The sequence below is a fragment of the Pseudomonas sp. LFS074 genome (assembly GCF_047978165.1).
Taxonomy (GTDB): Bacteria; Pseudomonadota; Gammaproteobacteria; order Pseudomonadales; family Pseudomonadaceae; genus Aquipseudomonas; species Aquipseudomonas putida_P.
The window spans coordinates 480232-504259 of record NZ_JBFPFV010000001.1; the positions used below are offsets into that span (position 1 = coordinate 480232).

General features: G+C 61.1%; 22 protein-coding genes, 1 rRNA gene and 2 pseudogenes. 15 read left to right on the plus strand and 10 right to left on the minus strand.

Annotated elements, in window-relative coordinates:
• Nucleotides 1-7: 7 nt before the first annotated feature.
• The 4 genes from ACNQP3_RS02125 (at nt 8) to trpE (ending at nt 4031) form a co-directional block, all read left to right on the plus strand.
• Nucleotides 8-835 carry an ABC transporter permease gene (locus tag ACNQP3_RS02125; protein ID WP_003260880.1) on the plus strand — a complete coding sequence of 276 codons (828 nt, stop codon included), beginning with the start codon at nt 8-10 and terminating at the stop codon, nt 833-835.
• 155 nt (nt 836-990) lie between these two features.
• On the plus strand, nt 991-1665 hold the full coding sequence (rpe, locus tag ACNQP3_RS02130; protein WP_003255539.1) for a ribulose-phosphate 3-epimerase: 675 nt from the start codon (nt 991-993) through the stop codon (nt 1663-1665).
• Entirely contained in the window at nt 1662-2480 is an 819-nt protein-coding gene (locus ACNQP3_RS02135) for a phosphoglycolate phosphatase (RefSeq protein WP_012270211.1), read from the plus strand. Before rpe ends, ACNQP3_RS02135 begins: the two co-directional genes overlap by 4 nt.
• Nucleotides 2481-2549: 69 nt before the next feature.
• Complete coding sequence (trpE, locus tag ACNQP3_RS02140) at nt 2550-4031, plus strand: anthranilate synthase component I (protein ID WP_012270212.1); 1482 nt, start codon at nt 2550-2552, stop codon at nt 4029-4031.
• Between the two features lie 32 nt (nt 4032-4063).
• On the opposite strand, the gene estP is transcribed toward trpE, so the two are convergent.
• Complete coding sequence (gene estP, locus ACNQP3_RS02145) at nt 4064-5944, minus strand: esterase EstP (RefSeq protein ID WP_264316754.1); 1881 nt, start codon at nt 5942-5944, stop codon at nt 4064-4066.
• Nucleotides 5945-6311: 367 nt separating this feature from the next.
• Between estP and ACNQP3_RS02150 the strand changes: the two genes are divergently transcribed.
• The 6 genes and pseudogenes from ACNQP3_RS02150 (at nt 6312) to ACNQP3_RS02175 (ending at nt 10272) form a co-directional block, all read left to right on the plus strand.
• On the plus strand, nt 6312-6905 hold the full coding sequence (locus tag ACNQP3_RS02150; RefSeq protein ID WP_012270214.1) for an aminodeoxychorismate/anthranilate synthase component II: 594 nt from the start codon (nt 6312-6314) through the stop codon (nt 6903-6905).
• Between the two features lie 9 nt (nt 6906-6914).
• Nucleotides 6915-7430 (plus strand): annotated as a pseudogene (trpD, locus tag ACNQP3_RS02155) (anthranilate phosphoribosyltransferase); the annotation flags it as partial.
• The gene (gene rhlI, locus ACNQP3_RS02160) at nt 7413-7973 is read left to right on the plus strand and encodes an acyl-homoserine-lactone synthase (protein ID WP_416467489.1); all 561 of its coding nucleotides are present in this window, start codon (nt 7413-7415) and stop codon (nt 7971-7973) included. The pseudogene trpD (ACNQP3_RS02155) and the gene rhlI, both read left to right, overlap by 18 nt.
• Nucleotides 7974-8570: pseudogene (gene trpD, locus ACNQP3_RS02165) on the plus strand (anthranilate phosphoribosyltransferase); the annotation flags it as partial. It lies immediately after the preceding gene.
• On the plus strand, nt 8567-9400 hold the full coding sequence (gene trpC / locus ACNQP3_RS02170) for an indole-3-glycerol phosphate synthase TrpC (RefSeq protein WP_012270216.1): 834 nt from the start codon (nt 8567-8569) through the stop codon (nt 9398-9400). The pseudogene trpD (ACNQP3_RS02165) and the gene trpC, both read left to right, overlap by 4 nt.
• A 167-nt stretch (nt 9401-9567) precedes the next feature.
• Nucleotides 9568-10272, plus strand: coding sequence for a lipoate--protein ligase family protein (locus ACNQP3_RS02175; RefSeq protein WP_264316755.1), 705 nt, complete (start codon nt 9568-9570; stop codon nt 10270-10272).
• Here ACNQP3_RS02175 and crp read toward each other — a convergent pair.
• Nucleotides 10269-10913: a cAMP-activated global transcriptional regulator CRP gene (gene crp / locus ACNQP3_RS02180; RefSeq protein WP_012270218.1), complete on the minus strand. Its 645-nt coding sequence runs from the start codon at nt 10911-10913 to the stop codon at nt 10269-10271. The two genes, ACNQP3_RS02175 and crp, sit on opposite strands and share 4 nt — an antisense overlap.
• Before the next feature lie 191 nt (nt 10914-11104).
• Here crp and ACNQP3_RS02185 point away from each other — a divergent pair, with 191 nt between their 5' ends.
• Entirely contained in the window at nt 11105-11527 is a 423-nt protein-coding gene (locus ACNQP3_RS02185) for an OsmC family protein (RefSeq protein ID WP_004376171.1), read from the plus strand.
• A 94-nt stretch (nt 11528-11621) separates the two neighbouring features.
• On the opposite strand, the gene ACNQP3_RS02190 is transcribed toward ACNQP3_RS02185, so the two are convergent.
• From ACNQP3_RS02190 to hemJ, 6 genes are all read right to left on the minus strand, one after another.
• Entirely contained in the window at nt 11622-12662 is a 1041-nt protein-coding gene (locus ACNQP3_RS02190) for a hypothetical protein (RefSeq protein WP_060515753.1), read from the minus strand.
• 10 nt (nt 12663-12672) lie between these two features.
• Nucleotides 12673-13320 (minus strand): 2-polyprenyl-3-methyl-6-methoxy-1,4-benzoquinone monooxygenase, encoded by a 648-nt coding sequence (coq7, locus tag ACNQP3_RS02195; RefSeq protein WP_069943216.1) that lies wholly within the window; start codon nt 13318-13320, stop codon nt 12673-12675.
• 65 nt (nt 13321-13385) lie between these two features.
• Nucleotides 13386-13724, minus strand: a complete 339-nt coding sequence (locus tag ACNQP3_RS02200) for a histidine triad nucleotide-binding protein (RefSeq protein ID WP_003255518.1) — start codon at nt 13722-13724, stop codon at nt 13386-13388.
• Between the two features lie 63 nt (nt 13725-13787).
• Nucleotides 13788-14570, minus strand: coding sequence for an SDR family NAD(P)-dependent oxidoreductase (locus tag ACNQP3_RS02205; RefSeq protein ID WP_060494469.1), 783 nt, complete (start codon nt 14568-14570; stop codon nt 13788-13790).
• A 67-nt stretch (nt 14571-14637) separates the two neighbouring features.
• Entirely contained in the window at nt 14638-15594 is a 957-nt protein-coding gene (locus ACNQP3_RS02210) for an NAD(P)H-dependent flavin oxidoreductase (protein ID WP_012270222.1), read from the minus strand.
• 28 nt (nt 15595-15622) lie between these two features.
• Complete coding sequence (gene hemJ / locus ACNQP3_RS02215) at nt 15623-16048, minus strand: protoporphyrinogen oxidase HemJ (protein ID WP_012270223.1); 426 nt, start codon at nt 16046-16048, stop codon at nt 15623-15625.
• 142 nt (nt 16049-16190) lie between these two features.
• On the opposite strand from hemJ, the gene argC reads away from it, so the two are divergent.
• Entirely contained in the window at nt 16191-17225 is a 1035-nt protein-coding gene (gene argC, locus ACNQP3_RS02220; protein ID WP_012270224.1) for an N-acetyl-gamma-glutamyl-phosphate reductase, read from the plus strand.
• Between the two features lie 147 nt (nt 17226-17372).
• On the plus strand, nt 17373-17723 hold the full coding sequence (gene erpA / locus ACNQP3_RS02225) for an iron-sulfur cluster insertion protein ErpA (protein WP_003255511.1): 351 nt from the start codon (nt 17373-17375) through the stop codon (nt 17721-17723).
• Between the two features lie 59 nt (nt 17724-17782).
• Here the strand turns inward: erpA and ACNQP3_RS02230 are convergent, their stop codons facing one another.
• Nucleotides 17783-18874 carry an anhydro-N-acetylmuramic acid kinase gene (locus ACNQP3_RS02230; RefSeq protein ID WP_264316756.1) on the minus strand — a complete coding sequence of 364 codons (1092 nt, stop codon included), beginning with the start codon at nt 18872-18874 and terminating at the stop codon, nt 17783-17785.
• 3 nt (nt 18875-18877) lie between these two features.
• On the minus strand, nt 18878-20299 hold the full coding sequence (locus ACNQP3_RS02235) for a peptidoglycan DD-metalloendopeptidase family protein (RefSeq protein ID WP_012270226.1): 1422 nt from the start codon (nt 20297-20299) through the stop codon (nt 18878-18880).
• 213 nt (nt 20300-20512) lie between these two features.
• Between ACNQP3_RS02235 and tyrS the strand changes: the two genes are divergently transcribed.
• On the plus strand, nt 20513-21712 hold the full coding sequence (tyrS, locus tag ACNQP3_RS02240; RefSeq protein WP_012270227.1) for a tyrosine--tRNA ligase: 1200 nt from the start codon (nt 20513-20515) through the stop codon (nt 21710-21712).
• Between the two features lie 572 nt (nt 21713-22284).
• Nucleotides 22285-23821 (plus strand): 16S ribosomal RNA (locus ACNQP3_RS02245).
• Nucleotides 23822-24028 lie beyond the last annotated feature (207 nt).

The window sequence follows — 24028 nt, forward strand, 5'->3', positions numbered from 1 at the left end:
GCCTGTCATGCTGAGCCCATACATGTCGCCCGTGGAACGGGTCTGGTTCTATAGCCTGCGCATTCTTTGTGGCTTGATCCTGCTGTTCCTGATCTTGCCGGTGCTGGTGATCGTGCCGCTGTCGTTCAACAGTGGCAGCTTCCTGGTGTACCCGCTGCAGGGCTTCTCGCTGCAGTGGTATCAGGACTTCTTCGGCTCGGCCGAGTGGATGCGGGCGTTGAAGAACAGCATCATCGTCGCCCCGGCGGCCACGGTGCTGGCCATGGTGTTCGGCACCCTGGCGGCCATCGGGCTGACCCGTGGCGACTTCCCCGGCAAGTCGCTGGTGATGGCGCTGGTGATATCGCCAATGGTGGTCCCGGTGGTGATCATCGGGGTCGCCAGTTATCTGTTCTTCGCCCCACTGGGCATGGGCAACAGTTTTACCTCGCTGATTCTGGTGCATGCGGTGCTGGGTGTGCCGTTCGTCATCATTACCGTGTCGGCAACCTTGCAGGGCTTCAACTACAACCTGGTGCGCGCGGCGGCCAGCCTGGGTGCCTCGCCGCTGCTGACCTTCCGCCGAGTGACCCTGCCACTGATTGCACCCGGTGTTATCTCGGGCGCGCTGTTCGCCTTTGCCACTTCGTTTGACGAAGTGGTGGTAACACTGTTTCTGGCCGGGCCGGAGCAGGCGACCCTGCCGCGGCAGATGTTCAGCGGTATCCGCGAAAACCTCAGCCCGACCATTGCTGCGGCGGCAACCTTGCTGATTGCTTTCTCGGTGGTGTTGCTGCTGACCCTGGAGTGGCTGCGTGGGCGCAGCGAGAAGCTGAGGACCCAACAGCCGGCCTGATGAGGAGGTGCCTGTACCGGCCTCTTCGCGGCGTTAGCCACGAAGAGGCCGGTACAGGTTGAAACAGCTGGTCGACATGGATTGATACCAATCAGCCTCTATCCGTTTCCCTGAGTTACAATGCGCGCCACCGTGATTCTGCCAACAGGTGCGCCATGCAGCCCTACGCTATTGCCCCCTCCATTCTCTCCGCCGATTTTGCCCGCCTGGGTGAGGACGTCGACAAGGTATTGGCTGCGGGTGCAGACATCGTTCACTTCGATGTCATGGACAACCACTATGTCCCCAACCTGACCATTGGTCCGATGGTTTGCACCGCCCTGCGCAAGTACGGCGTCACCGCGCCGATCGACGTGCACCTGATGGTCAGCCCCGTCGACCGTATCATCGGCGACTTCATCGAAGCCGGCGCCACCTACATCACCTTCCACCCGGAAGCCACACAGCACATCGACCGTTCGCTGCAACTGATCAAGGACGGTGGTTGCAAGGCTGGGCTGGTGTTCAACCCGGCCACCAGCCTGGACGCCCTGAAGTATGTGATGGACAAAATCGACATGGTGTTGCTGATGAGCGTCAACCCAGGCTTTGGCGGGCAAAAGTTCATCCCCGGCACCCTCGACAAACTGCGCGAAGCGCGTGCGCTGATCGACGCCAGTGGCCGTGATATCCGCCTGGAAATCGACGGCGGCGTGAACGTCAACAACATCCGCGAGATCGCTGCCGCTGGCGCTGACACCTTCGTGGCTGGCTCGGCGATCTTCAACGCCCCGGACTACCAGGAAGTCATCGCCAAGATGCGCGCCGAACTGGCCCTGGCCCGCCCATGAGTGGCTTCGAGCAGCTGTTCCCGGGGACGCTGCCGAGGCTGGTGATGTTCGATCTGGACGGTACCCTGATCGACTCCGTGCCAGACCTGGCCGCCGCCGTGGACCGTATGCTGCTCGAACTGGGGCGCCCGCCTGCAGGCCTTGAGGCCGTGCGCCACTGGGTTGGCAATGGTGCCCAGGTGCTGGTGCGTCGGGCGTTGGCCGGAGGCATCGACCACACCACAGTGGACGACGCCCTGGCCGAGCAGGCGCTGGCGCTGTTCATGGACGCCTATGCCGAAAGCCATGAGCTGACGGTGGTCTACCCCGGCGTGCGGGACACCCTGCGCTGGCTGCGCAAGCAGGGTGTGGAGATGGCGCTGATTACCAACAAGCCTGAGCGCTTCGTTGGCCCGCTGCTGGACCAGATGAAGATCGGCAACTACTTCCGCTGGATCATCGGCGGTGACACCCTGCCGCAGAAGAAGCCCGACCCGGCGGCGCTGCTGTTCGTCATGCAGATGGCCGGTGTTACTCCGCAGCAGTCGCTGTTTGTCGGCGATTCGCGCAGTGACGTGCTGGCCGCCAAGGCAGCTGGTGTGCAATGCGTGGGCCTGACCTACGGCTACAACCATGGCCGGCCGATCAACGACGAATCCCCCAACCTGGTGATCGACGATCTGCGCGCTTTGCTGCCTGGTTGCGCAGACCCGGCCACTGGGATAACGTTGGCGAACCTTCAAGCCTCACAAGACAGAGAGCCCACCGTGGTGGTTACCGGCAAATTCTGGATGAAAGTCATCAAGGCCCTGGCCCGTTGGCGTTGGCGCGCCTGACTTTTGCCTGCCGGCGCGTGCCGGCCCGTCCGTTTGCCTGACCTACTGCTGCTTGCCACGAGGCTACTCATGAACCGCGAAGAATTCCTGCGCCTGGCCGCTGCCGGCTACAACCGCATTCCTTTGGCCTGCGAAACCCTGGCCGACTTCGACACGCCGCTGTCGATCTATCTGAAACTGGCTGACCAACCCAACTCGTACCTGCTCGAATCGGTGCAGGGCGGCGAGAAGTGGGGCCGTTACTCGATGATCGGCTTGCCGTCGCGCACGGTGATGCGTGTGCATGGCTACCACGTCAGCATCCTGCAGGATGGCGTGGAAGTGGAAAGCCACGATGTCGAAGACCCGCTGGCGTTCGTTGAAACCTTCAAGGACCGCTACAAGGTTGCCGACATTCCCGGCCTGCCGCGTTTCAACGGCGGCCTGGTCGGCTACTTCGGCTACGACTGCGTGCGTTATGTGGAAAAGCGCCTGGGCGCCAGCCCCAACCCGGACCCGCTGGGCGTGCCGGATATCCTGCTGATGGTGTCCGACGCGGTGGTGGTATTCGACAACCTGGCGGGCAAGATGCACGCCATCGTGCTGGTTGACCCGGCCGAGGAGCAGGCCTTCGAACAGGGCCAGGCACGCCTTCAAGGCTTGCTCGAAACCCTGCGTCAGCCGATCACCCCGCGCCGTGGCCTGGACCTGAGCGGCCCACAGGTCGACGAACCGGAGTTCCGCTCCAGCTATACCCGTGAGGATTACGAGAACGCGGTCGGCCGTATCAAGGAATATATTCTGGCCGGTGACTGCATGCAGGTGGTGCCGTCACAGCGCATGTCGATCGACTTCAAGGCTGCGCCTATCGACCTGTACCGCGCGCTGCGCTGCTTCAACCCGACGCCGTACATGTACTTCTTCAACTTCGGTGACTTCCATGTGGTCGGCAGCTCGCCCGAGGTGCTGGTACGTGTCGAGGACAACCTGGTCACCGTGCGCCCAATCGCCGGCACCCGCCCGCGCGGCGCCACCGAAGAGGCCGACCGCGCCCTGGAAGACGACCTGCTGTCGGACGACAAGGAAATTGCCGAGCACTTGATGCTGATCGACCTGGGCCGCAACGACGTGGGCCGTGTGTCTTCGACCGGCAGCGTGCGCCTGACCGAGAAGATGGTCATCGAGCGTTATTCCAACGTGATGCACATCGTCTCCAACGTCACCGGCCAACTGCGTGAAGGGCTGACGGCGATGGATGCACTGCGGGCGATCCTGCCGGCTGGCACCCTGTCGGGTGCACCGAAAATCCGCGCGATGGAAATCATCGACGAACTGGAGCCGGTCAAGCGTGGAGTTTACGGTGGTGCAGTCGGCTACTTTGCCTGGAACGGCAACATGGATACCGCGATTGCCATCCGTACTGCCGTGATCAAGGACGGTGAACTGCATGTGCAAGCCGGTGGTGGCATTGTTGCCGACTCGGTACCGGCGCTGGAATGGGAAGAAACCATCAACAAGCGCCGAGCGATGTTCCGCGCGGTGGCGCTGGCCGAGCAGACGTTGACCAAATAAATGGATTGGGGCCGCAATGCGGCCCCATCCATTCAGAAGTCCACGCTCACCCCCAGGCTCACCCCCTGCTGCGTCAACTCATCACTCTTGCGCCAGTTGTAGTTCCCACGCACATGCACCCCCGCCACCAGTTCATGGCTCACCCCAAGGCTCGCTCGGGTCAGGTCGCTGTGTGGCGTATACCCGGTCAGGGTGAAGTCATTGGCCGGCAAGCGGGTCAGGTGCATCGTCACATCCTGCTGGTCGTCCTCGAACTCGTGTTCCTGCGCCACCTCGGCGAACAACCGGGTACTTGGCATTACCTGCACACTACCCAGCAACCCCACGCCTAGCCGACGTGACGTGCGTTCCTGGTCATCGAAGCCCAGTGCCGTCGAGCGCCCGCTTTTCTCGTCGTAGCCATCCACTTTCACCCGCGCATAGTCGGCACTGATGAAGGGTGCCAGCTGCCAGTCGCTGCTGTCGGCCGCCAGGTTGTAGCCCAGGCGCCCGGACATCGCCCAGGCCTCGCCGTCGGTGTCGCCCTTTTCGCTACGGCCATTCACGCCCAGGGCGAAGGTGCGTTTCAGGTCACTGTAGTCCAGGTGCCCGGCGGTCAGCGCGGCATCGGCCCACCAGCGGTCCTGGCGGTATTGGGCAAAGGCACTGGCCAGGTAGCTGTTCAGTTTGTAGTCCGAGTCTTGGTCGCCGACTTCCAGCTTCTGTCGGTATGCACCACCGGCGAGGCCCACGCGCCAGGCGTCGTTCAGGCGATAGCTGCCGCCCACAGTCAGGTTGTAGCCACGTCCATCGCCGCTGGCCGCGCTGTGCTGGCCGTCGAAGTCCAGGTCCTGGGCGCCAGTGGCGACAAAGGCTTGCCACTGACCTACGGCTTGCCAGGGTGTCTGCCACTGGTTGCGCAATTCATCCTGGTGGGCGCGCAGGCTGGCATGGGCCATTTCTGGCAGCAGGGTCAGCTCCCAAGGTGCGGAAATGATCGAATAGGCGTAGTCGGCAATCAGTTGCTGGCCCGCGATGGTCGGGTGCACCGAGTCGTTGAACAGTAGTTTGGTTGGGTCGGGGGTGGTGCCGGTGATGCCATATACCGGGTTGGCCACACAACCTTCGCCGCTGTAGCAAGTACCGACCAGGTTCTGATCGCTGGCGAGGCCGAACTGGTTGGGGCTGGCCAATGCCTCGCTCAGCAGCAAGGGAACGTTCAGCGGGATGATCTCGGCATCGATCTGCCCCAGTTGGCTGAGCAGCGACTGGTTGAGGGCGCCAGACAGCAATGACAGCGGGTTTTGTTGTGGCGTACCACTGAAGTTCGGTGTTTGGCCGAGGTCGGGCAGCAGCCAGACCATGATGTAGCGGGCGCCGCCTTGTTGCAGGGCCTGGGCGCTGGCAGCCAGGCGGGCGCCAGCGGCGATGGCATCGGCCGGGCTGTTGACCAGGCCCTGCAGGAAGTCATTGCCGCCGCCGGTCAGGTAGTACAGCGCGTTGGGGTCGGCACGCAGGCCATTGGCCAGGTAGCCCGGCTTTTCACGCAGTACCTGCCCGGCGCCGGTGCGCCCCGGTGGGATGACTGTTTCGGATGTGCTGGTGATCGAGTCCAGGATCTGTTGGGTCGTGTAGCCGCCGACTGCCCAGTTGTTGCCGTCGGGAAGCCCTAATGCCGGGTTGAGAGGCGAGGTAGAAGGACCCAGCTCGATCGGGCTCACCCCCAGCCGTCCGCCCAGGATCATTGGCGACACGGGGGCATAATTGCCATCGGCATCGCGGTTGGTAAAGCGCATGCCGCCGAACTGCCCGGCGTCACTGAGGCTGTCACCAAACACGATCAAGGTGGAATAGGGCGAGGGGGCAGCGAATGCCTGGCTGCAAGCTAAGGCCAGTGAAGCGAGAGTAAAGCGCAATAACGGGGCTTTTCGCATCAGGGAACATCCTTTTCTTTGTTTTTATTGGGACAACCCCATCGACCTTAGCAAATCGCTGTGCATCGCTCCCAAGTCCATTCGTTTCCCCGTGTTTACGGGCATATTGCGCCCGTCGCCCCGGTAGGCTACTGTGCCGGGACGTATGAGCGAGACCTATCCTGTGTTGATCGTCAGCAAACTCTTGATGCGCGTAATCAAGGCCCACGCCCGTTGGCGTTGGCGCGCCTGACTTTATCCCCTGCCGGCCCGTCCGGCCCGCCCCCGTTTGCCTTCCCGTTTACCGCCCTTTGTGGCAAAGCCGCGCCTGTGGCTGGTGCTGGAAGGTTCGAATTCTGAAGTCAGTAGATTCAAGAGGTTTAACACCATGTTACTGATGATCGACAATTACGACTCATTCACTTACAACGTCGTTCAGTACCTTGGCGAGCTGGGCGCCGAGGTCAAGGTCATTCGCAATGACGAAATGACCATCGCCCAGATCGAAGCCCTCAACCCTGAGCGCATCGTCGTATCCCCAGGCCCGTGCACGCCAAGCGAGGCGGGCGTGTCCATCGAGGCTATCCTGCATTTTGCCGGTAAGCTGCCGATCCTCGGCGTATGCCTGGGTCACCAGTCCATCGGCCAGGCTTTTGGCGGCGACGTGGTACGTGCACGCCAGGTCATGCATGGCAAGACCAGCCCGGTACATCACCGCGACCTGGGCGTGTTCGCCGGCCTTAACAACCCGCTGACCGTGACCCGTTATCACTCGCTGGTGGTAAAGCGCGAGACCTTGCCCGACTGCCTGGAGGTGACCGCCTGGACTGCCCATGAGGACGGTTCGGTCGATGAGATCATGGGCCTGCGCCATAAAACGTTGAATATCGAAGGGGTACAGTTCCACCCCGAGTCGATCTTGACCGAGCAGGGCCACGAGCTGTTCGCCAACTTCCTCAAGCAGACCGGCGGCCGCCGCTAAGGATCGAACATGGATATCAAGAGCGCGTTGGCCCGTATCGTCGGCCACCTGGACCTCTCTACCGAAGAAATGCGCGATGTCATGCGCCAGATCATGACCGGCCAATGCAGCGAGGCGCAGATCGGCGCCTTCCTGATGGGTATGCGCATGAAAAGTGAAAGCATCGACGAGATTGTCGGTGCGGTGTCGGTGATGCGTGAGCTGGCCGACAAGGTTGAACTCAAAAGCCTCGATGGTGTGGTCGACATCGTCGGCACCGGCGGCGATGGCGCCAATATCTTCAACGTCTCCACTGCTTCCGCGTTCGTCCTGGCGGCGGCGGGTTGCACCGTCGCCAAGCACGGTAACCGCGCGGTGTCCGGCAAGAGCGGCAGTGCCGACTTGCTGGAAGCGGCCGGCATCTATCTGAACCTGACGCCAACCCAAGTGGCCCGCTGCATTGACAGCCTGGGCATCGGCTTCATGATCGAATTGCTCTCTGAATCGCTGGAAGGGCTTTCCGCCGCCATGATCGCCGAGCTGGGACGCTACCGGCATCAAGTCTTCATCGAGAAGCTGGGCTGGGACGTGGTCTCCACCTCCAGGGTCCGCGACCAGGAATTCGACCAGTTCGACCATCCGCAAACCCGCTACATCGTCGCCATGGGCCGCCAGGGCATCTGCGGTTGCGCCCGCCTGCTGCCGACGACCGACGCCTACCTGCTCAAGGACGTCTTCGCCTACCTGTGCAGCGAAACCCCGCCGAGCGATCCGTCGGTCTGGGAGCTTTCGCGCTACGCCGCCAGCGCGGCGGACGATCCGCAGCTGGCGATGAAGATATTCTGGTCCAGCCTGCAATGCGGCTGGTACCTGGGGGCCAGTTCGGTGGTGGCGGTGACCACCACGGCCATGGAGCGCTATTTCGTTCGCAACGGCGTGATCCTCCAGCGCCTCGGCCCGCCGCAGAAGGTCAAGGGCGAGACGCTGGTCGCGATCAGCTTCCCGGCCTACCAGGAGCGCGGCCTGGAGATGCTGTTGCGCTACCACCCGGAATGGCTGCAGGGTGTACCGCTGTCGATGGCGGTGTGAATGTTCGCGCAAAGCCATCACTCGGCGATGAAGCATGCCGCTGGCCCGCGTCGCGAGCTGGGGTTGCGCACCCTGTTCAACATGCTCGGCCCGCTTACGAATCCGGCCGGAGTGAAGCACCAGGTGGTCGGCGTGTTTGCCCAGGCCCTGTGCCGCCCGTTGGCCGAGGTACTGCAGCGTCTGGGTAGCAAGCATGTGTTGGTGGTGCACTCGAAGGACGGCCTGGATGAGTTCAGCCTGGCTGCACCCACCTTCGTTGCTGAACTGAAGAACGACGAAATCACCGAATACTGGGTCGAACCGGAAGACCTCGGCATGAAGAGCCAGAGTTTGCATGGCCTTGCCGTCGACAACCCGCAGGCGTCGCTGGAGCTGATCCGCGATGCGTTGGGCCGCCGCAAGACCGAAAACGGCCAGAAGGCTGCGGAAATGATCGTGCTCAATGCGGGCGCGGCACTGTATGCCGCCGATCATGCAATGACCCTGGCTCAAGGTGTGGAGCTGGCCCACGACGTACTGCACACCGGGCTGGCCTGGGAGAAGCTGCAGGAACTGGGTGCCTTTACTGCAGTATTCAAGGTGGAGAACGAAGCATGAGTGTGCCGACAGTGCTGGAAAGGATCATTGCCCGCAAGTTTCAGGAAGTGGCCGAGCGCAGCGCGCGCGTCAGCCTTGCCGAGCTGGAGGCCCTGGCCAAGGCCGCCGATGCTCCGCGTGGCTTTGCCAACGCGCTGATCGAGCAGGCCAAGCGCAAGCAGCCGGCGGTGATTGCTGAAATCAAGAAGGCCTCGCCGAGCAAAGGCGTGATCCGCGAGCACTTTGTGCCGGCGGAAATCGCGGTCAGCTACGAGAAGGGTGGCGCTACCTGCCTGTCGGTGCTGACCGATGTCGATTACTTCCAGGGTGCCGATGTGTACCTGCAGCAGGCTCGCGCAGCAGTTTCCTTGCCGGTAATCCGCAAGGACTTCATGGTCGACCCTTACCAGATCGTCGAAGCCCGGGCCTTGGGCGCGGACTGCGTGCTACTGATCGTGTCGGCGCTGGACGACGTAAAGATGGCCGAACTGGCCGCCACTGCCAAGGATGTCGGCCTTGATGTGCTAGTGGAAGTGCACGATGGCGATGAGCTGGAGCGCGCCTTGAAAACCCTCGACACGCCGCTGGTTGGGGTGAACAACCGTAACCTGCACACCTTTGAGGTGAGCCTGGAAACCACCCTCGACCTGCTGCCGCGCATTCCGCGTGATCGCTTGGCGATTACCGAGAGCGGTATTCTCAACCGAGCGGACGTGGAACTGATGGCGATCAACGAGGTTTACTCGTTCCTGGTCGGCGAGGCGTTCATGCGAGCGGAGCAGCCTGGCCTGGAATTGCAGCGGTTGTTCTTCCCAGAACAGGTGAAGAAAACTGTACAGCCATTGGACTGATCAAACGAAGCCGGCGTTCTTGCCGGCTTTTTTGTATGCCTGTAATGGCCCTTTCGCGGGTAAACCCGCTCCCACAGGATGTTCACCGCCTGTAGGACCTGTGATATCCCCGTGGGAGCGGGTTTACCCGCGAAAGGGCCATCAACAACAATATCAAAGGTGGATCAATGACCGATCAACCCCTGGCCTTGACCGTCGAACAAGGCCTGCACGCCGAACAGGAACTGCTGGCCGCTGTCTGCCGTGGCGAACGCGAGAGTGGCGTGCTGTTCTGGCGGCCGACCGATCACGCTCTGGTCATGCCTCGACGCATGAGCCGGCTGGACAACTTCGAGGCCGCCTGCGCGGAGCTGGCAATTGCCGGCTGGCCGGTACTGTTGCGTGAAACGGGTGGTGAGCCGGTGCCGCAGTCGCATTCGACGGTAAACGTTGCACTGGTCTACGCCGCCCCGCGCAGTGAAGGCGACCACGGTCGCATCGAAAATGCCTACGAGCGCCTGTGCCTGCCGCTGTGCGATGTGCTGCGCGAGTGGGGCGGGGTAGCATCGGTGGGGGAAATCGACGGGGCCTTCTGCGATGGCCGCTACAACGTCAACCTCAATGGCCGCAAACTGGTGGGCACCGCCCAGCGCTGGCGCCAGGGTTTGGGGGGCAAGCGCCCGGTGGTGCTGGTGCACGGTGCGCTGCTGCTGGACAACGAGCGTGAGTCGATGGTGGCGGCGGTCAACCGCTTCAACGAATGCTGCGAGCTGGAGCAACGCTGCCGCGCCGATGCGCACATTGCCTTGCACGAAGTGGCGCCCGCGGTGCCCTGGTTCGAGCGCCTTTCACAGGCCTACGCCAAGGTGCTGGCCGAGCTGCCCAAGGACTAGCGGGTACCGTAGACCACCATGGTCTTGCCTTTCACCTGTACCAGGCTGCGCTCTTCGAGGTCCTTGAGGACGCGGCCGACCATTTCCCGCGAGCAACCGACGATACGGCCGATTTCCTGCCGGGTAATCTTGATCTGCATGCCATCGGGATGGGTCATGGCGTCGGGTTGCTTGCACAGTTCCAGCAGGCAACGGGCTACTCGACCGGTCACGTCGAAGAATGCCAAATCGCCGACTTTGCGCGTAGTGTTGCGTAGGCGCTGGGCCATCTGGCTGCCCAGGGCGTAGAGAATTTCTGGGTCCTGGCGCGCCAGTTCGCGAAACTTCTCGTAGCTGATTTCGGCCACTTCGCACTCGGTTTTGGCGCGCACCCAGGCACTGCGCTGCTGTTCGCCCTCGACGGGCTCGAACAGGCCCAGCTCGCCAAAGAAATCGCCATTGTTAAGGTAGGCGATGATCATTTCATGGCCGTCATCGTCCTCGATGAGGATGGTGACCGAACCCTTGATGATGAACGACAGAGTCTCGGCCCGGTCGCCGGCGCAGATGATGTTGCTTTTGGCGGTGTAGCGGCGGCGCTGGCAGTGCACCAGCAACTTGTCGATGTTCTTGATCTTGGCGGGTAGGGCGGAGGCAACCATCACGAAATCCTGTTCGATACGAGGCATAGGCTTTTTTTAGAGGTTGGCTGACGGCAAGCGCCAGTCATTTGGCGCCAGCTTATCAGACACTACGGGATGTTTCGGTATTAAACCGACACGTCTCGTGCTTTTCCCACAGCCGCACAAGGTCTAAGCTGACACCCTTTTCCGAAAATCAGGAGTCCGGGTAGATGAAGGCACGTATCCAGTGGGCCGGTGAAGCAATGTTTCTCGGCGAGTCGGGGAGCGGCCATGTCGTCGTGATGGACGGCCCGCCCGAGGCCGGCGGTCGCAACCTGGGGGTGCGCCCGATGGAAATGCTGTTGCTGGGCCTGGGTGGTTGCAGCAGTTTTGACGTGGTGAGCATTCTGAAAAAGTCGCGCCAGGCGGTGGAAAGCTGCGAGGCGTTCCTGGAGGCGGAACGCGCCAGCGAAGACCCGAAGGTGTTCACCAAGATTCACATGAACTTCGTGGTGAAAGGGCGTGGGCTGAAAGAAGCGCAGGTCAAGCGGGCGGTGGAGCTGTCGGCAGAGAAGTACTGCTCGGCTTCGATCATGCTCGAGCGTGCCGGGGTTGAGATTACCCATGGCTACGAGATTGTAGAACTGGGTTAAAGCTGAGATTTTGGGGCCGCTTCGCGGCCCATCGCGACACAAGGCCGCTCCTACAGGGGAACGCGTACTTCCTGTAGGAGCGGCCCCGACACTATCAGCTCCGAAGCGCGGGCAGTGCAGCTTGCACCCACCCCGGCAACCACCTTCGCATCACTTGGCTCAACCGCTCCCGCCGCTTCTGGTAAACCAGCCCCAGCCAGATAACCCCCAGCCCGATCAAGGTCACCACCACCGGGAACAGCAGCGACTCGGCAAACACCTCGTACGACAGGTACCCCAGGTAAGCCGCCACCCCCAGCGCACCAAACACCATGAACACCGGCCGGCGCAGCAGCACCGCCATGCCCATCAGCACAATGTTGATCAGGCAGTACAGGGCCTTGCCCAACTCACTGCCACTGTCCACCAGTGTCAGTCCGCCCCAGAATGCCGCCAGCCCGGCCAGGTAGCCCCAGCGGGCGTAGTCCTCACGCGTGCGGCCGTCTATCACCAGGAACACCACCAGCAAGGCCAACCCGAACCACAGCGAAACCTCCCGGCGCTGCTCCCAGCTGAACGGCGAGCCGAAGAACCACTCGCTCAGGTCCATCGACATGAACCACAAGGCCACGGCTATCGGCATGACCACAAACGGGTAGGGGATCAGCCGCAACATCAGCAACCCGGCCAGCACCGTGGCCGCTTCCATCGCCAGCCAGCCGCCTTGCACGTAGGTGTAGTACTGGTGGTAGTTGGCCTGGGCGTCGTCCAGTGGCCACCAGCCTGCCAGGCGTTCGATGGCGAACACTGCCAGCGGCACGATGCTGACCGCCACTGCTGCCAGTACCCCGGCAGCTACCGGTTGGGCGCGGCGCTGCAGGTTGAGGGCGAACAGGGTGATCAGCAGGATGTAGAGGGTGGCGATGATCAACAGCGCGCCATCACCGATGCTCATCCAGGCCTCGGTGAGCAACCAGCCCATGGCCGCCATGATCAACATGGCGCCAAAGTAGAAGGCAACATGGGCCAGCTGAAAACTGCCACGTGGTGCCGGTTGCTGGCGCAGGAATGCCAACAAGGTCTGGTCCTGGCCCGGTTGAAGAATGCCAGCGTGTACTGCGCGTGCCAGGTCCTTGGCGTCGAAACGGTCCGTCATGGTGATGCCTTCAGATGCGGTAGGTGCTCTTGGTCATGACCTTGGCCAGCAAGCTCATGCCAAAACGGACCGGAGCCGGGAAGCGATAACCACCGGCTTCCAGTGCAGACTCGGCGTGCTGCTCTTCGTCGATGCGCATCTGCTCGAGAATGGCCCGGGATTTTTCATCTTCCTGCGGGATCTGCTCCAGGTGCTCGTCGAGGTGCTTGCACACTTGATGCTCGGTGGCGGCGACGAAGCCCAGGCTGACCTTGTCGCTGACCAGCCCGGCGAGTGCGCCGATGCCGAACGACATGCCATAGAAAAGAGGGTTGAGCACACTCGGGTGGCTGTTCAGCTGGCGAATCCGCTGTTCGCACCAGGCCAGGTGGTCGATTTCTTCCTCGGCGGCATGCTCCATGGCCTTGCGCACTTCGGGCAGCTTGGCGGTCAGTGCCTGGCCCTGGTACAGCGCTTGGGCGCAGACTTCACCGGTGTGGTTGATGCGCATGAGCCCGGCAATGTGGCGGGATTGTTGCTCGTCCAGGTCGGCGTCTGGCTGGATGATGGCCGGCGATGGGCGGGCGGGTTGGCCGCTGAAGGGCAGCAAGGTGCGCATGGCGGTATCGGCCTGCAGCAACAAGCGGTCGAGCGGCGAGTAGTGACGTTCGGTAGCCATCGGGCACCTCCGCAAGAATGTGCCCGACAGTTTACCGCAATAGCAGCGGGGTCGCTTGCCGTGGATCAGCCCGGTGGCCAGTTCATCTGGCGCTGGCCAAGCACGTGCATATGGATGTGGTAGACCGTCTGGCCGCCTTTCGGGTTGCAGTTCATGACCACGCGGAAGCCCTCTTCGCAGCCTTGCTCGACCGCTAGACGTTGGGCAGTGAAGAGGATGTGACCAGCCAGGGCCTTGTCTTCTTCGGTCAGGTCATTGAGCGTACGAATGTGCTTTTTCGGGATGACCAGAAAATGTACCGGTGCCGCGGGTGCAATGTCCTTGAAGGCGAGGATCTGGTCGTCTTCGTAGATGATATCCGCCGGGATTTCCCGGTTGATGATTTTGAGGAATAGATCGTCCACAGCACTTGCTCCATGGTGAGGGTCGGGCCGAGTGTACTCAGCCGGGCGCCGCTCGCCCAGTGGCTATTCCATGCCGACCGGGCAATAGCGGCGGTGGATGGCCCCGGCCAGCTTGCGCACCAACCAGCGTGGCAGCAGGCGCGGGGCGAATGCCAGCCAGCGGTTGCGCCGGCCGGGCATGATCAGCGCGCGGTTCTTGTCCAATGCGCGGACGGTGTACAGCGCTACTTCCTCGGGGCTGAGGCAGCGCGGTTTGCCGTCGAGCCGCGCAATGCGCCGGCGCGCGGAACGCACTGGGCCGGGGCACAGTACCGAGACCTTGATGCCGGTGCGCTTGAGCTCTTCGCGAAGCGCCTGGGAAAAACTCAGTACATACGCCTTGCTGGCGGCATAGGCTGCCATCCACGGGCCGGGTGCCATCCCGGCCAGGCCGGCGACGTTGAGGATCTGCCCGCCGCCCTGCACGGCCATCAGGTTGCCGATGGCGTGGCACAGGCGGCTCAGGGCCAGCACGTTGACCTCCAGCAGGTCTTGCTCGTCGGCCCACTCATGGGCCAGGAACGGCCCGTAGGTGCGTAACCCCGCGCAGTTGACCAGCAGGTCGATACGCCGTTCGCCTTCTTCCAGTTCCAGTACGAAGCCAGACAGGCGCAGCGGCTGGCTGAGGTCGCAGGCGCGGAACAGCACCTCGACCCCGAAGCGCTGGGTAAGCTCGATGGCTACAGGCTCCAGTGTTTCTCGCTGACGTGCTACCAGGATCAGGTTGCGCCCACGCCGTGCCAGCGCTTCCGCCAGGGCCAGGCCCAGGCCGCTGGAAGCACCAGTGATCATGGCGTAACGGGTCATGCAAGGCTCCTGGGGGCTAAAGAGGGCGCCTAGTGTACAGCTTGGCCGGGCAAGGTGTTGCCTTTTGCTACAAGGTGCGGATGCGCAGAACCTGGCAGCGCTCCAAGGCTTCCCGGTACTCCTTTTGGAGCCGTTCGATCAATTCAGTGGTGCTGGGCAGGTCATGGATTTCGCCGACGCCCTGGCCAGCCGACCATACGGTCTTCCAGGCTTTAGCCTCGTCGTCGATCGGCTTGAGCTTGCCTTGCTCGTGGCCGCTCTTGAGGGCATTCATGTCATAGCCGGCCTGCTCCAGGCTCGAACGCAGGAAGCTGGCAGGGATGCCGGACACTGCCGGGGTGTGGATGATGTCGGCGGCATGGGCATCGAGCAGCATCTGCTTGTAGGCATCCTGGGCGTGGCTTTCTGCGGTGGCGATGAAGCGCGTGCCCATGTAGGCCAGATCGGCGCCCAGCAATTGTGCCGCGAGGATTTCGTGGCCGTGGTTGATGCAACCAGCCAGCAGCAGGGTCTTGTCGAAAAACTGACGAATTTCCGCTGCCAGGGCGAACGGGCTCCAGGTGCCGGCGTGGCCACCCGCACCTGCGGCGACGGCGATCAGGCCATCGACACCTGCTTCGGCGGCTTTCTCGGCATGGCGGCGAGTGGTGACATCGTGGAACACCAGGCCGCCATAGCCATGCACGGCGTCGACCACTTCCTTTACCGCCCCCAGGCTGGTGATGACGATCGGCACGCGATGTTCTACGCACAAGGCCAGGTCGGCCTGCAGGCGTGGGTTGGTCGGGTGCACGATCAGGTTGACGGCATAGGGGGCTGGCGCCTGCAATTGCGTCAGGCCCGCCTCGATCTCCTCCAGCCAGGCCTTGAAACCGGCGCTGTCGCGCTGGTTAAGGGCCGGGAAACTGCCGACCACACCGCTGGCGCAGCAGGCCAGCACCAGTTTGGGGTTGGAGATCAGGAACATCGGCGCCGCGACCACAGGCAGGCGCAAGCGTTGTTCGAGCAAGGCAGGTAACGACATGGCAAGGCTCCTTGAGCGGGTGGCTATGTCAGAACGGTTTGACCACCACCAGAATTACGATACCCAGCAGGAACAGCACGGGCACTTCGTTGAACCAGCGATAGTAGACGTGGCTGCGGGTATTGGTGCCGCTGGCGAAGCGTTTGCGTTGGGCACCGCATACGTGATGGTAGCCGGTCAGCAGGATCACCAGGGTCAGCTTGGCATGCAGCCAGCCTTGGCTCAGCCAGCCGGGGGTGAGGTACAGCATCCAGGCACCGAACACGTAGGTGGCGATCATCGCCGGGTTCATGATGCCGCGGTACAGCTTACGCTCCATGGTGATGAAGCGTTCCTGGCTGATGCTGTCCTGGCTCTGGGCGTGGTAGACGAACAGCCGCGGCAGGTAGAACAGGCCGGCGAACCAGCAGACCACGCTGACGATGTGCAGCGCTTTGATCCATAGGTAAAGCATGGAGGGAGTTCCTTCAGGTATTCACGGTCGTCAGATAGTAGTGGTCAAGCGCCCGAAGGGTCACCCGAAGAGTTGTTACAGGCGCCTTGCGCCCCTATTATCGTGCGCTTTCCAGACGGCTCGTTGATAAGGGGCAAGCGTTATGATCAAGGTCGGTATCGTCGGCGGCACGGGTTACACCGGCGTCGAACTGTTGCGTCTGCTGGCACAGCATCCACAGGCCGAAGTGGCGGTCATCACTTCGCGCTCCGAGGCGGGCGTGGCGGTGGCGGACATGTACCCGAACCTGCGCGGCCATTATGACGGGCTGGCCTTCAGCGTGCCCGACAGCAAGGCCCTGGCTGCTTGCGATGTGGTGTTCTTTGCTACCCCGCATGGTGTTGCCCACGCCCTGGCAGGTGAACTGCTGGCGGCTGGCACGAAGGTGATCGACCTGTCGGCCGACTTCCGCCTGCAGGATGCCGCCGAGTGGGGCAAGTGGTATGGCCAGCCGCACGGTGCGCCAGAACTGCTCAAGGATGCGGTGTACGGCCTGCCTGAAGTCAACCGCGAGAAGATCCGCCAGGCACGCCTGATCGCGGTGCCGGGTTGCTACCCGACCGCAACCCAGTTGGGCTTCCTGCCGCTGCTGGAAGCGGGCCTGGCCGACCCGTCGCGCCTGATCGCTGATTGCAAGTCGGGTGTCAGCGGTGCTGGCCGTGGTGCTGCGGTCGGTTCGCTGTTCTGTGAGGCTGGCGAAAGCATGAAGGCCTACGCAGTGAAAGGTCACCGTCATCTGCCTGAAATCAGCCAGGGCCTGCGCCTGGCTGCTGGCAAGGACATCGGCCTTACCTTCGTGCCGCACCTGACGCCGATGATCCGGGGTATCCACGCCACCCTGTACGCGAATGTTGTCGATACGTCGGTCGACCTCCAGGCGTTATTCGAAAAGCGTTATGCCGACGAGCCGTTCGTCGACGTGATGCCCGCTGGCAGTCACCCGGAAACACGCAGCGTGCGCGGCGCCAACGTCTGCCGCATTGCCGTTCATCGCCCGCAGGGTGGTGACCTGGTGGTGGTGCTGTCGGTAATCGACAACCTGGTCAAGGGGGCCTCTGGCCAGGCGGTACAGAACCTCAACATCCTGTTCGGCCTGGATGAGCGCATGGGCCTGTCCCATGCCGGCTTGCTGCCTTAATCACCCTGCGTTCGAAAAAGGCCCGCGTCGTGCGGGCCTTTTTGCATGTCGCGACTAAAGCCGCACAATTCTTGACCGATTTTCTCGGGAAAGCGGATAATGCGCGTCATCGAGTTTTATGGCGGCTACCGCGCCGGGAGAATCAACATGAGCGTCGAAACCTTCACCCCTACCGGTCTGGAGTTTACCCATGGGGCAGCCCAGAAGGTGAAGAACCTGGTCAATGAGGAAGGTAATGAACGTCTGAAGCTGCGGGTGTTCGTGACCGGTGGCGGTTGCTCGGGCTTCCAGTACGGCTTCACTTTCGATGAAGACGTGGCCGAAGACGACACCATTGTAGAGCGAGAGGGCGTTTCCTTGGTGGTCGACCCGATGAGCTTTCAGTACCTGGCCGGCGCCGAAGTGGACTACCAGGAAGGCTTGGAAGGGTCGCGCTTCGTCATCAAGAACCCGAATGCGGCCACCACCTGTGGTTGCGGGTCGTCGTTCTCGATCTGAGGCCTGGCCAAAACGAAACGCCGCGCAATTGCGCGGCGTTTTGCTGTCTGGCGTAGCGATTATGCCGGGTAGATTGCGCCCAATACCCGCAGGCCCTTGGCTGCAGTGACGCTGGGGCGGTTGGCGGCGATGCCCTCCAGGCAGCAGTGGGCCAGCCAGGCAAAGGCCATGGCCTCGACCCAGTCAGGATCTACGCCATGGGCGCCGGTGCTGGCGACACGGGCCCTGGGCAGCAGCTGGGCGAGGCGGGCCATCAGGGCGCCGTTACGTGCGCCACCCCCGCACACCAACAACGCTTCGGTGCCCTGCTGGGCACTGCCGAGTGAGTCGATGATGCTGCGAGCGGTAAGCTCCAGCAACGTCGCCTGTACATCTTCGTCCTGGTAAGCGGGCAGGCGCGCCAGGTGGCCATCCAGCCAAAGCAGGTTGAACACCTCGCGGCCGGTGCTTTTCGGGCCGCTACCGGCGAAGAATGGGTCGGCGAGCAATGCGTTGAGCAAGCCAGCCTGTACCACCCCCGAGGCCGCCCAGGCACCGTCGGCATCGTAGGCCTGGCCGCGCTTGCGTTCGATCCAGGCATCCAGCAGCACGTTACCGGGGCCGCAGTCGAAGCCGTGAACCGGCTTGTCCTGTTCGATCAGGCTCAGGTTGCTGAAGCCGCCCACGTTCAGGATCGCCAGGCGCTGGCCCAGGTGCCCGAACAGGGTTTCGTGAAACGCCGGTACCAGCGGCGCACCTTGGCCACTGGCAGCCACATCACGCCGCCGGAAGTCGGCAACCACGCTGATACCGGTAAGCTCGGCGAGCAGCGCCGGGTTGCCGATCTGCACGGTAAACCCGCGTGCGGGTTCGTGGCGGATGGTCTGACCGTGGCTGCCGATAGCGCGAATGGCACTGGCCTGGAGCCCCTGACGGGCCAGCAACTGGCGGATACCATCGCCCGCCAGGCTGGCCCAGCGGTTTTCTGCCAATGCCGCACGTGCGATCTCGTCAGGGCCACTGCTGCACAGAGCAAGCAGTTCCTGACGCAGGTCACTGGGCATGGGCAGGTAAAGGGTGGCGAGCAGTTCAAGCTGCTCGCTTTGTTCGATCAAGGCGATGTCCAGCCCATCGAGGCTGGTGCCGGACATTACCCCCAGGTAGAGCGCCATGGTTTAGCGCTTGTTCGCTGCGAGCAGAGTGGCCTTTTCCTGATCCATGCGGGCGATCAGCGGCTGACTCTGCTGCAGGAAGCGCTGGCGCTCGTTCTTGGCGATCGGGTCGGCCATTGGTACCTTCTGGCTCAGCGGGTCGACGTGCACACCGTTGACCTGGAACTCGTAGTGCAGGTGCGGCCCGGTGGACAGGCCGGTGGTACCGATGTAGCCAATGATCTGGCCCTGCTTGACCGAACTGCCGGTCTTGATGCCCTTGGCAAAGCCCTGCATATGGCCGTACAGCGTCTTGTAGCGGTTGCCGTGTTGGATGATCACGGTATTGCCGTAGCCACCACGGCGCCCGGCCAGTTCGATGCGGCCGTCACCGGCAGCCTTGATCGGCGTACCGCGCGGGGCAGCGTAGTCAACGCCTTTGTGGGCGCGAATCTTGTTCAGGATTGGATGCTTGCGGCCAGCGGAAAAGCGCGAGCTGATGCGAGCGAAGTCGACCGGGGTACGGATGAAGGCCTTGCGCAGGCTGTTGCCGTCTGCGGTGTAGTAGGTACTGTTGCCCTGCTTGTTGGTATAACGCACGGCGGTGTAGGTTTTGCCGCGGTTGGTAAAGCGGGCGGACAGGATGTTGCCGGTGCCGACGACCTTGCCGTCCATCACCTTCTGCTCGTAGACCACGTCGAACTCGTCGCCTGGGCGAATATCCTGGGCAAAGTCGATGTCGTAGCCCAATACGCGAGCCATGTCCATGGTCATGCTGTGGGACAGGCCGGCACGCTGGGCCGAGGCCGACAGCGAGCTCTTGATCACACCGTGGGCGTAGGCGGTACGCACCACCGGCTTGCTGATTTCACGGTTGAAGGCATAGCCCTTGGCGGTCTTGGTCAGGCGAATGGTTTCGAGGTTGCTGACCTTGCTGTGCAGGCTGGCCAGTTGGCCATCCTTGTCGAGTTCGAACTGCAGCACTTGACCGTGCTTGAGCTGGCTGAACTGCTTGGCCTGCTTGTTACTTGCCAGCACGTCATGCACGGCATTGGCCGGCAGCCCAACCTTGGCGAACAGCGTGGACAGAGTATCGCCACGGGCCACGGTAACCTCGCGGTGGCCAGGTTCCTTGGCGGCTTCTGCGACGGGTTCGGCGGTGGGGGTTTGCTGTTCGGCCTTCTGGGTTTCGGGGGCAGCGTCCTCGATCTGGGCGAACGGCGAGCCTTGCTCTCCTTCTGCCTGCACCAGCGGCGCTGCGCGGGATTCGTCTTTCAGTTGCTCGGCAGGGCTTTCCAGCTCGAGGTTGAGGGTGGTTTTCTTGGCTTCCACTTCGCTGGAGGGAAATACCAGCAAAGCCAGGCTGAGCAGGGCGGCGATGCCGCTGGCGGCCAACAGATGGCTCTTCGGATAAAGCGGGGGCGCTTTAGGCGGTTCGTTGGTCATGGGCAAGGTGACTTTGAAAAAGGTGAAATGGAAAAGATGAATGACATGATGAAGATGAAATAACTGTATAAAATATAACCAAATCCATTTTCACGCAAGGGCGCGTAGACGCCGCAAACCTGTGTCCGGGTCACATTCCTTTGCGAAACTTGTAATTGACGGCCGATCTTGTATGGTTGGCTCCCCCTGAATCTGAGCCTTGCGGGTTTGTCTATGAAGTCGGTTGAAGAGCAGCTGGCGCTTATCAAGCGCGGTGCGGAAGAAGTACTGGTCGAGTCGGAACTGGTGGAGAAGCTCAAGCGCGGCCAGCCTCTGCGCATCAAGGCCGGCTTCGATCCGACCGCACCTGACCTGCACCTTGGCCATACGGTGCTGATCAACAAGCTGCGCCAGTTCCAAGAACTGGGTCATCAGGTCATCTTCCTTATAGGTGACTTCACCGGCATGATCGGCGACCCCAGCGGCAAGAGTGCCACGCGCCCGCCGCTGACTCGCGAGCAGGTGCTGGACAATGCCGAGACCTACAAGCAGCAGGTGTTCAAGATCCTCGACCCGGCCAAGACCGAGGTCGCGTTCAACTCCACCTGGATGGACAAGCTGACCCCAGCCGACTTCATTCGCCTTGCGTCGCAATATACCGTTGCGCGCATGCTCGAGCGCGATGACTTCGACAAGCGTTACACCACCAACCAGCCGATTGCCATCCACGAGTTCCTCTACCCGCTGGTGCAAGGCTACGACTCGGTGGCGCTGAAGGCGGACGTCGAGCTGGGTGGCACCGACCAGAAGTTCAACCTGTTGATGGGGCGCGAACTGCAGCGCGCCTATGGCCAGGAAGCGCAGAACATCGTCACCATGCCGCTGCTCGAGGGGCTTGATGGCGTGAAGAAGATGTCGAAGTCGCTGGGTAACTATGTAGGTATCCAGGAAGCGCCGGGGGTTATGTACGGCAAGCTGGTATCGATTCCCGATACCCTGATGTGGCGCTACTTCGAGCTGCTGAGCTTCCGTTCGATGGAGGAGATCGAGCAGTTCCGCGCCGACGTCGCCAAGGGTGCCAACCCGCGGGACATCAAGATCAAGCTGGCAGAAGAGATCGTTGCGCGCTTCCATGGTGAAGAGGCTGCCGCCAATGCTCACCGTGCTGCGGGTAACCGCATGAAGGAAGGCGAGCTGCCGGAAGACCTGCCGGAGATCGAAGTGGCTGCGTCGGAAGACCTGCCGATCGCTGCCGTGCTGAACCGGGCTGGCCTGGTGAAGAACTCGGCACAGGCGCGTGACTTGCTGAATGGCGGTGCGGTGAAGGTTGATGGTGCGGTGGTCGACAAGGACTTCATGTTTGTCCTCGGTGCTACTCACGTGTGCCAGGCGGGGAAGAAGTCGTTTGGCCGGGTTACCCTTAAGGCCGAGTGATCGTCTGGTGGTGTAGCTATATAGAAGCGGGGAGGCCGTCAGGCCTCCCCGCTTTGTTTTTCAGCGATATGAAGGTTTATTGAAATTAAAGGTTGACGGGGTTTCGAATCCCCTTATAATGCGCCCCACTTCCAGCGACATCGGAACGACAAACTCCTTGAGATTCAATGAGTTAAGTAGTTAAGGTGGTGTTGGAAGGGCTACGATCGAATGATCGCAAGCGGTTGAAATGGTGGTTGACAGCGCTTCTTGGTGCTGTATGATTCGCCTCCCGCTACGAGGGATCGCAGCGAGCCAAGTGTTTGAAGCTAAACGAGTTTCTCGCAAAAAACTTCAAAATAAACGCTTGACAGGCTCTGAGGAAAGCGTAGAATGCGCGCCTCGGTTGAGACGAAAAGCTCTTAACCAAACGCTCTTTAACAAATTGAATCAAGCAATTCGTGTGGGTGCTTGTGAGTACGGACTGATAGTCAAAAAGATTATCAGCATCACAAGTGGCCATGCGAGAAATCACATAGTCATTTGAGATTGCTGAGCCAAGTTTAGGGTTTCTTAAAAACCCAAGCAGTATTGAACTGAAGAGTTTGATCATGGCTCAGATTGAACGCTGGCGGCAGGCCTAACACATGCAAGTCGAGCGGATGACGGGAGCTTGCTCCTTGATTCAGCGGCGGACGGGTGAGTAATGCCTAGGAATCTGCCTGGTAGTGGGGGACAACGTTTCGAAAGGAACGCTAATACCGCATACGTCCTACGGGAGAAAGCAGGGGACCTTCGGGCCTTGCGCTATCAGATGAGCCTAGGTCGGATTAGCTAGTTGGTGGGGTAATGGCTCACCAAGGCGACGATCCGTAACTGGTCTGAGAGGATGATCAGTCACACTGGAACTGAGACACGGTCCAGACTCCTACGGGAGGCAGCAGTGGGGAATATTGGACAATGGGCGAAAGCCTGATCCAGCCATGCCGCGTGTGTGAAGAAGGTCTTCGGATTGTAAAGCACTTTAAGTTGGGAGGAAGGGCAGTAAGCTAATACCTTGCTGTTTTGACGTTACCGACAGAATAAGCACCGGCTAACTCTGTGCCAGCAGCCGCGGTAATACAGAGGGTGCAAGCGTTAATCGGAATTACTGGGCGTAAAGCGCGCGTAGGTGGTTTGTTAAGTTGGATGTGAAAGCCCCGGGCTCAACCTGGGAACTGCATCCAAAACTGGCAAGCTAGAGTACGGTAGAGGGTGGTGGAATTTCCTGTGTAGCGGTGAAATGCGTAGATATAGGAAGGAACACCAGTGGCGAAGGCGACCACCTGGACTGATACTGACACTGAGGTGCGAAAGCGTGGGGAGCAAACAGGATTAGATACCCTGGTAGTCCACGCCGTAAACGATGTCAACTAGCCGTTGGAATCCTTGAGATTTTAGTGGCGCAGCTAACGCATTAAGTTGACCGCCTGGGGAGTACGGCCGCAAGGTTAAAACTCAAATGAATTGACGGGGGCCCGCACAAGCGGTGGAGCATGTGGTTTAATTCGAAGCAACGCGAAGAACCTTACCAGGCCTTGACATGCAGAGAACTTTCCAGAGATGGATTGGTGCCTTCGGGAACTCTGACACAGGTGCTGCATGGCTGTCGTCAGCTCGTGTCGTGAGATGTTGGGTTAAGTCCCGTAACGAGCGCAACCCTTGTCCTTAGTTACCAGCACGTTATGGTGGGCACTCTAAGGAGACTGCCGGTGACAAACCGGAGGAAGGTGGGGATGACGTCAAGTCATCATGGCCCTTACGGCCTGGGCTACACACGTGCTACAATGGTCGGTACAGAGGGTTGCCAAGCCGCGAGGTGGAGCTAATCTCACAAAACCGATCGTAGTCCGGATCGCAGTCTGCAACTCGACTGCGTGAAGTCGGAATCGCTAGTAATCGCGAATCAGAATGTCGCGGTGAATACGTTCCCGGGCCTTGTACACACCGCCCGTCACACCATGGGAGTGGGTTGCACCAGAAGTAGCTAGTCTAACCTTCGGGAGGACGGTTACCACGGTGTGATTCATGACTGGGGTGAAGTCGTAACAAGGTAGCCGTAGGGGAACCTGCGGCTGGATCACCTCCTTAATCGACGACATCAGCCTACTGATGAGCTCCCACACGAATTGCTTGATTCATTTGCTGATCAGAACTCAGAAATGAGCATTCCCTGCGAATGTTGATTTCTGACTTTTGTCAGATCGTTCTTTAAAAATTCGGATATGTGATAGAAATAGACTGATGGCCAGTTTCACTGCTGGTTAATCAGGCTAAGGTAAAATTTGTGAGTTCTGC

Coding starts and splice junctions, on each gene's coding strand:
- ACNQP3_RS02125 (WP_003260880.1), top strand. CDS start 8: ATGCTGAGCCCATACATGTCGCCCGTGGAACGGGTCTGGTTCTATAGC.
- rpe (WP_003255539.1), top strand. CDS start 991: ATGCAGCCCTACGCTATTGCCCCCTCCATTCTCTCCGCCGATTTTGCC.
- ACNQP3_RS02135 (WP_012270211.1), top strand. CDS start 1,662: ATGAGTGGCTTCGAGCAGCTGTTCCCGGGGACGCTGCCGAGGCTGGTG.
- trpE (WP_012270212.1), top strand. CDS start 2,550: ATGAACCGCGAAGAATTCCTGCGCCTGGCCGCTGCCGGCTACAACCGC.
- estP (WP_264316754.1), bottom strand. CDS start 5,944: ATGCGAAAAGCCCCGTTATTGCGCTTTACTCTCGCTTCACTGGCCTTA.
- ACNQP3_RS02150 (WP_012270214.1), top strand. CDS start 6,312: ATGTTACTGATGATCGACAATTACGACTCATTCACTTACAACGTCGTT.
- rhlI (WP_416467489.1), top strand. CDS start 7,413: ATGATCGCCGAGCTGGGACGCTACCGGCATCAAGTCTTCATCGAGAAG.
- trpC (WP_012270216.1), top strand. CDS start 8,567: ATGAGTGTGCCGACAGTGCTGGAAAGGATCATTGCCCGCAAGTTTCAG.
- ACNQP3_RS02175 (WP_264316755.1), top strand. CDS start 9,568: ATGACCGATCAACCCCTGGCCTTGACCGTCGAACAAGGCCTGCACGCC.
- crp (WP_012270218.1), bottom strand. CDS start 10,913: ATGGTTGCCTCCGCCCTACCCGCCAAGATCAAGAACATCGACAAGTTG.
- ACNQP3_RS02185 (WP_004376171.1), top strand. CDS start 11,105: ATGAAGGCACGTATCCAGTGGGCCGGTGAAGCAATGTTTCTCGGCGAG.
- ACNQP3_RS02190 (WP_060515753.1), bottom strand. CDS start 12,662: ATGACGGACCGTTTCGACGCCAAGGACCTGGCACGCGCAGTACACGCT.
- coq7 (WP_069943216.1), bottom strand. CDS start 13,320: ATGGCTACCGAACGTCACTACTCGCCGCTCGACCGCTTGTTGCTGCAG.
- ACNQP3_RS02205 (WP_060494469.1), bottom strand. CDS start 14,570: ATGACCCGTTACGCCATGATCACTGGTGCTTCCAGCGGCCTGGGCCTG.
- ACNQP3_RS02210 (WP_012270222.1), bottom strand. CDS start 15,594: ATGTCGTTACCTGCCTTGCTCGAACAACGCTTGCGCCTGCCTGTGGTC.
- hemJ (WP_012270223.1), bottom strand. CDS start 16,048: ATGCTTTACCTATGGATCAAAGCGCTGCACATCGTCAGCGTGGTCTGC.
- argC (WP_012270224.1), top strand. CDS start 16,191: ATGATCAAGGTCGGTATCGTCGGCGGCACGGGTTACACCGGCGTCGAA.
- erpA (WP_003255511.1), top strand. CDS start 17,373: ATGAGCGTCGAAACCTTCACCCCTACCGGTCTGGAGTTTACCCATGGG.
- ACNQP3_RS02230 (WP_264316756.1), bottom strand. CDS start 18,874: ATGGCGCTCTACCTGGGGGTAATGTCCGGCACCAGCCTCGATGGGCTG.
- ACNQP3_RS02235 (WP_012270226.1), bottom strand. CDS start 20,299: ATGACCAACGAACCGCCTAAAGCGCCCCCGCTTTATCCGAAGAGCCAT.
- tyrS (WP_012270227.1), top strand. CDS start 20,513: ATGAAGTCGGTTGAAGAGCAGCTGGCGCTTATCAAGCGCGGTGCGGAA.